We start from the raw sequence: 1,475 nt of genomic DNA, 5'->3' as shown, positions 1-1,475 counted from the left end.
GCGCGGGCCGCGGTGAGGAACAGCGGCGCGAAGCCGGCCACCGCCACCCGCGTCGCCGGCAGCGAGGCGCTGAAGATGAGGATGCCGAGGAGCCCGCTGCCCCAGCCCGCATGAGTCGCCCGGGCCGGGATCGTCGATGTCGAATTCGTCGGTTTGAGGATCGTCCGCATCGCGTTCGCCGTCCCGCCGGCCGCTCCGGCTGCGCCCGCGCCTTGACAACCACCGCCGCCCCATGCCGTCAAATGCCCGAAACCTCGCTTTTCATGCGAATCGGGCATGATGAACCCCGCCCATCTCGACCTGTTCCGCGCGGTGCTGCGCCATGGCGGCATGACGCGGGCGGCCGAGGCGCTCGGCATCGGACAGCCGCACGTGAGCCGCGCGGTCGCGCAGCTCGAGCGCGACCTCGGCTTCCCGCTGCTCCTGCGCGGGCACGGCAGCGCGGTGCCGACCGCGGAGGGCGAGGCCTTCGCCCGCGAGGTGGAGCGCACCTATGCCGGGCTCGACCACCTGCGCGAGGCCGCCCGCCGCATCCGCGAGATGGGCACCGGGCCGCTGCGCATCGCCTGCCAGCCGTCGCTCGTCGCCCGCCTGCTGCCGCGGGCGATCGGCCGCCTCCGGGCGGCGCATCCCGAAGCCCGGGTCGCGGTGCACGTGCCGGCGCCGGACACGATCTGGTCCTGGGCCGCCTCCGGCCAGTGCGATCTCGGCCTGGTGCGCCCGCGCTCCGGCCATGCGGGGGTGATCGCCGAGCCGTTCCTGACGGTCGACGCGGTCTGCGCCCTGCCCCGGCGCCATCCGCTGGCGGGCGGGCGCGCGATCACGGTCCAGGACCTCGCCGACGTGCCGCTGATCGCCGGCGCGCCCGGCGACTTCCAGCAGGCGGTGGAGGCGGCGTTCCGCGACGCCGGCCTGGCGCCGCGCTTCGGCCCGACGGCGCAGTACACCGCCGCCCGCTGCGGCCTCGTCGCCGAGGGTCTGGGGCTGGCCATCGTCGACCCGGTCGCCGCCCGCGACCTCGCCCTGCCGATCGTGCTGCGCCCCTTCCGCCCCCGCATGCCGATCGCGACCCTGCTGATCCGCCCGGCGAAGCCGCCGGGCCTCCTGGCGGAACGCCTGATCGGCTTCCTGCACGCGGCGCGCGACGCGGACGGCTTCTCGGCGGGGTGAGGGAGATGCGTGGTTCCGGGATGCCGTCCGACCGGGCCTGCCCCGCGCCAAAACCCCGTTGCCCTCGCCCGCGGGTCCGTGGGAGAGCGGAATCCCTTCCGCGATCACGGGTCTCGCGCGATCTCCTCCTCCTCCGCCACCCTCCTCGGCTGCGGCGCGATCCTGCTGTGGTCGCTGCTGGCGCTGTTCACCGCGGCGTCGGGGGCGGTGCCGCCGTTCCAGCTCGCGGCGATGACGTTCGCGCTCGGCGGCCTCGTCGGCTGCGCGAGCTGGCTGTCGCGCCGGGGCGGGATCGCCGCCGGCCT

Annotated in this window: 1 protein-coding gene and 2 pseudogenes; 2 read left to right on the top strand and 1 reads right to left on the bottom strand. The window is 75.9% G+C overall.

The window, feature by feature from the left end; genetic code table 11:
- Nucleotides 1-278, bottom strand: a pseudogene (locus FV223_RS32190) (hypothetical protein); the annotation flags it as partial.
- On the opposite strand from FV223_RS32190, the gene FV223_RS27425 reads away from it, so the two are divergent.
- Nucleotides 277-1,170, top strand: coding sequence for a LysR family transcriptional regulator (locus FV223_RS27425; protein WP_147729849.1), 894 nt, complete (start codon nucleotides 277-279; stop codon nucleotides 1,168-1,170). The pseudogene FV223_RS32190 and the gene FV223_RS27425 sit on opposite strands and share 2 nt — an antisense overlap.
- Before the next feature lie 120 nt (nucleotides 1,171-1,290).
- Nucleotides 1,291-1,475: pseudogene (locus tag FV223_RS27420) on the top strand (EamA family transporter); the annotation flags it as partial.

This window comes from Methylobacterium sp. WL116 (genome assembly GCF_008039455.1).
Classification (GTDB): domain Bacteria; phylum Pseudomonadota; class Alphaproteobacteria; order Rhizobiales; family Beijerinckiaceae; genus Methylobacterium.
This window is presented reverse-complemented; position numbering and strand designations above follow the sequence as displayed.